The sequence below is a fragment of the Thermogutta sp. genome (genome assembly GCF_014359955.1).
Taxonomy (GTDB): domain Bacteria; phylum Planctomycetota; class Planctomycetia; order Pirellulales; family Thermoguttaceae; genus Thermogutta.
Window position 1 is genome coordinate 1 of record NZ_JACIYL010000332.1, and the last position, 4,523, is coordinate 4,523.

A 4,523-nucleotide genomic window follows, 5' to 3' on the forward strand; every position below is an offset into this window, starting at 1 on the left:
CCGGCAAACGAACCTAGCCGCAATCGCCATCTACCCCGGAAAAGAAAGAAGATGCCGGTCGGCGAGCACCCCCTGGAGTCCTTTCGCACTCTGGACGCACTGGCAGCCGGGCGGGAGGCGATCGACGAGGTCGACGGTGATGCCGTGTTGGACGAACGGGCCCCCGGTGCGGACGCCGACCATGGGGCAGTTAGCGGCAGCCTTCGCACTGCCACGGGCGACCACAGGAAAAATGGCTCACCGCGGGGGAGACACTTTGGGCAAGGCCCGAGTGGCGCTGGCGAGCATTTCGCGCCGGGTTTCGGAGATGAGCGTTTGGCGGGCTCCTTTTATGGGGATCAGTCCGGCCCCAGCACAGTACCCGCACAAAGGGCAGAAGACTTGGTAGAGTTCGTGCACGGCCGCTTCGGTCAGTTGCTCTAATCGTGCGAGACCACCGTTGGCCGCAGCGTCTTCCCGTTGGCATGTCTGTACTTCATCCCTCGGACACGGCCTGACAGTCCCGCCACCTTGATGATCGCGCCTGCGGCCTTGCTTCCGGGGATCATCGGCAGAACGATCTCTAAGGCGGTCCATTCGATACAGATCCGCTGCCCCTTGTAGAGTTAGTTGTCCGGCGCAACGATTGGCGATCCCTTCCAGACAATGGATGGGGGGAGACCCCGTCAGGGAAGTCTTCCAATAATACCTCGTTGCCCTCCAGCTCCATCTTGATCGACTCGAGCATATCCATGGCATGGCCCTCGTCCGAGCCGAGCAGACACACGAACTCCCGGTGGCCATACAGCACGGCCCAAATGCAGGCGCACTCGCAGATCGTCGTCTTTCCCGACCCGCGCGGCATCGCCAGCGCAAAGAGACCACCGCGGAGCGCGGCCTGTTCGATTTTGGATATGACCTTCAGATGGTCCGCTGACCAGGGCAAGTGGAACGTCAGCGGGAAGTACTGCTCACAGAAGAAGCGGAAGTCGCCTGCAGCCCGCGCCCTGTTGGCTCTCGGCGATGTGCCCCGAACCCACAAGCAGTTGAACCACCCTACGTTCGCGTTATCCTGGGAGGGGCTGGCCAGGTAGATCATTCCCATGGCCTCCCGCGCTGGAATACGCTCCCCTTTGCCCCCGGGTGAACTGCTCGAACCGCTGCACAGCACGTCACAGTACAGCGGATCGAGTTCCATCAGAATCGGCCGACGCCCTGTCTGCTCCGCGGCGATGGGTGTGCTGCCGACGCCGCCAAACAGATCGAGCACGTTCTCGCCCGCCAGCGATGAGTACTGAATAGCGTGGACGGCCAACTCCACGGGCTTTTCCGTGAGGTGGATCATCTTATTGGGATTGACCTGCTTCACATGCCAAAGGTCCGGCACGTTGTTTGGCCCGAAAAAGCGATGGACAGTCCCTCTCTTCCCGCCGTAGAATGTGAGCTCAAAGCAGCCAAGAAAATCTTTGCGGGTGAGGACGGGATGCTCTTTGTCCCACACGATGCCTTGCGAGAAGTGAAGCATGTGCTCCCGCAGCACCGGCGGGTGGTTACCAGGATTCGCATAGCCGCCCCAGATGTAGAGGGCATGTCCGGGCAGGAGCATCCGCGCCATCTGACCGAACCAGCCGTGCAGCAGGCGGTTGAACTGGCCGTCCGAAACGGAGTCGTTTTCCATTTGCGGGGCGGTTCGTATCGTAGGGCCGCACCCGGCCCAGCTCCCAAAGCTCGATCTTCAGGCCAATTTCTCCGCACGTTAGCCATCACTCCAGCAGCCTGTACCTTTGGCCAATCCGCCCCCTGTCCGGCGCCGAGCCGATCTTGTAGGCGATACGCCACTTTTCCTCAGGTGATCCCGGTTTTTGAAAGAAGGAATCGTATTCCGCCCGGGTCATGCCCGCCGAACGTAAATCCGAATCAAGATAATGGTGCAGAATGACTGTCCATTGCTCCTGCGTTTTTCCGCCCGGTCCGCGCAGCACGTCCTGTTCGTCGGGGAGATGTTCATGACTATCAATGAGAGGAGTCTCCCAGACCTTGGTGAATATTGTTCGCCGAATGTCACTGGCTCCTGGCATTCGGGGAACGTCCACGGTCGGCATTCCAGCGGACGTGGTCCCCAGCATACCCATGGTCCCCAGGGATCCCAATACTTTCAGTGTTTCTCGGCGTGAAAAGTGAGTCATGACCACACCTCCCGGCGCCCGGAGGATCACAGCCGTCTACTTCCCCACCCGGCAAGATTGTAACAATTGCCAGACGGCCTCGCGAGTTACACTGGAGTTCACCCATCTGAAAGTAGCTGGTCGATAAGGATGTGAGTCAGGCGTGCGAATATCAGCGATTTGCGTGACGGGCCTATCAAAAACCTCGGCGGTATTTTGGAGGATCGGCAGGATTGGTGGGAAATTCGCAGGCAAAGCAGTTTAATCTCGTTTCGTCTCACCCGATGCCCGGTAAGGGCAATCCACGAATTGCCCTCCCAGCGCATCGAGTACGTCCGGACTCGTCAGATTTCGGTGACGACAATTCATGAATCGTTGCTATCGATGACCCGAAAGGGTTGAGTATCGCGACGCAGGCGCGACACGGTATCCGCTGGCCGGGGTCGGAGATGGCAGACCTGGCCAAAAGCAGACCCCAGAGAGTTTTTCGGAAGCAATCCGAAAAGAACCTGCCTTTTTGCTAGTGCCCTTTCCAGTTGAACAGTTGCGCGCGTTTTAGGCTGCTGCGTGGCAGGCGGATGTCGTGTTTCTCCGTGGGGACGATCGCCAAGGCTGGAGGGCTATCGCGCGGTGGCCGTTGCACCAAGCCAAATACCTTCGGATGGCTTGCTCTTGTTCTTCGTGACTCTGATAGTCGCTGTTATCCAGGACAAACTTCTTCAGCCGCACAAACTGGCACTCAATCCGATTCAGCCATGACGCATTGGACGGGGTGAGGTAAAACCTAACATTGTTCGCCCGGGCCCATGCCCAGACCTCTTCCTTCAGATGGGGACTGTAGTTGTCCATTACGATGTGTAACACTTCCCTCCGGGGATAACGCCGCCGGAGCCACTGAAGAAATCGCAGGAACTCGATCCAGGTTTTCCGGCTGTAGAACCGGCCCAACAACGTGCCCGTTTCCAGGTCGTAGGCCGCCAGGAAATGGCGAACTCCCCCGGTGCGGCGATAGCTGGCTCGCAGGCGATCGACCCGCTTGGGCAATTTCGCGGTTGCGAACCCCGCCGGCGGAAAGCAGCACAATCCGTGCGTGACGGCTATTGACATGATTGGACAATTGTCGTTTCATTCTATGGAGCTGTTGTCGCTCGTAGCAGGTGATCGGGCGAACATGAACCTTGTCCATTTTCCGGTCTCCACGTCATTGAGAGTCTTTTTGAACAACGTGACGTGGAGACTCTTTTTGTCTAAATTCCCGGAATTCTCCAAGACCAATTCTTGCTCCTACCAAAAACGCGAAACTCCCGAACTGGAAGGGGCACTAGATGACGAAACTGCCCGCTGGGTAGCTTCTGTTTCCGATCAGCTTGCTGAAAGGCTTGCTGCTTGCGGGCTGATACCAGCCAGGCAAGGCGGTGCAGTCACACTGGGCCAGTGGCTGGATACCTACTTTGCCAAGCGAACCGATCTTAAACCCCAAACGCTTGTCTTCTACGGACACACCCGACGGAATCTGTTGGAGTGTTTCGGCCCGGACCGACCGCTTGCCAGCCTTACTGCCGGCGATGGGCAGGATTTTGTGCGGTTTCTAAAGAGCCAAGGGCTGGCCGAAGCTACCATTGCCAGGCGGGTTCAGGCGGCCAAAACCATTTTCAATGCGGCGGCCGACTATGAGCTATTGCCCAAAAATCCCTTCCGTAAGCTTAGCGGCTCGGTGCAAGGCAACCGCCAGAAGATGCGTTTTATCGACCGCCAGACAATCCAAAAGGTTATCGAGGCTTGCCCTGATGCTGAATGGCGTCTGCTGGTAGCTTTGGCACGCTACGGTGGGCTGCGGATCCCCTCGGAAGCTTTGATGCTCAAATGGGAGCATATCGACTGGCACGCAGGCACCATGCTGGTACATAGTCCCGAGATGGAACATCACCCGGGCTGTGCAATGCGACTGGTGCCCATCTTCCCCGAACTGCGCCCCTACCTGGAAGAGGCTTGGGAACTGGCCCCTGAAGGGGCGGAGTATGTGATAACACGCTACCGTCATCTGGCCAAGCAAGTGGATCAAAAGGGCTTTCACAATGCAAACCTGCGGACGCAGTTTCTGCGGATCATCAAGCGGGCAGGCTTGCAACCCTGGCCAAAGCCTTGGCAGAATCTGCGGTCAAGCCGCCAGACGGAACTGTTGGAACACTACCCGATCCATGTGGTTTGCCGCTGGATCGGCAACAGCCAGCCGGTGGCAAAAGAGCACTACCTGCAAGTGACCGACGAACACTACCGGCAGGCGGTTGAAAAACCAACCGGACCGATGCCCGACAGGCGCACTCCCAAATGCGCTCCCGCACGTTGCGGCAAGAGCACGCAAGCAGAAGAAGTGGCCGG

General features: G+C 58.3%; 5 protein-coding genes. 2 read left to right on the plus strand and 3 right to left on the minus strand.

Annotated elements, in window-relative coordinates:
- The coding region (locus H5U08_RS10820; protein ID WP_297032893.1) for a hypothetical protein at window positions 1–423 on the plus strand (423 nt) is incomplete at its 5' end.
- Between the two features lie 139 nt (window positions 424–562).
- Here H5U08_RS10820 and H5U08_RS10825 read toward each other — a convergent pair.
- The 3 genes from H5U08_RS10825 to H5U08_RS10835 all read right to left on the minus strand — a co-directional run bounded on the left by H5U08_RS10825 (window position 563) and on the right by H5U08_RS10835 (window position 3,251).
- Window positions 563–1,657: a DNA methyltransferase gene (locus tag H5U08_RS10825; RefSeq protein WP_297032895.1), complete on the minus strand. Its 1,095-nt coding sequence runs from the start codon at window positions 1,655–1,657 to the stop codon at window positions 563–565.
- An 85-nt stretch (window positions 1,658–1,742) separates the two neighbouring features.
- Window positions 1,743–2,165, minus strand: coding sequence for a hypothetical protein (locus H5U08_RS10830; protein ID WP_297032897.1), 423 nt, complete (start codon window positions 2,163–2,165; stop codon window positions 1,743–1,745).
- A 534-nt stretch (window positions 2,166–2,699) separates the two neighbouring features.
- A complete protein-coding gene (locus tag H5U08_RS10835; protein WP_297032899.1) occupies window positions 2,700–3,251 on the minus strand; it encodes a transposase in 552 nt (183 codons plus the stop codon).
- On the opposite strand from H5U08_RS10835, the gene H5U08_RS10840 reads away from it, so the two are divergent.
- A partial coding sequence (locus tag H5U08_RS10840) for a site-specific integrase (RefSeq protein ID WP_297032901.1) occupies window positions 3,235–4,523 on the plus strand: 1,289 nt, incomplete at its 3' end. The two genes, H5U08_RS10835 and H5U08_RS10840, sit on opposite strands and share 17 nt — an antisense overlap.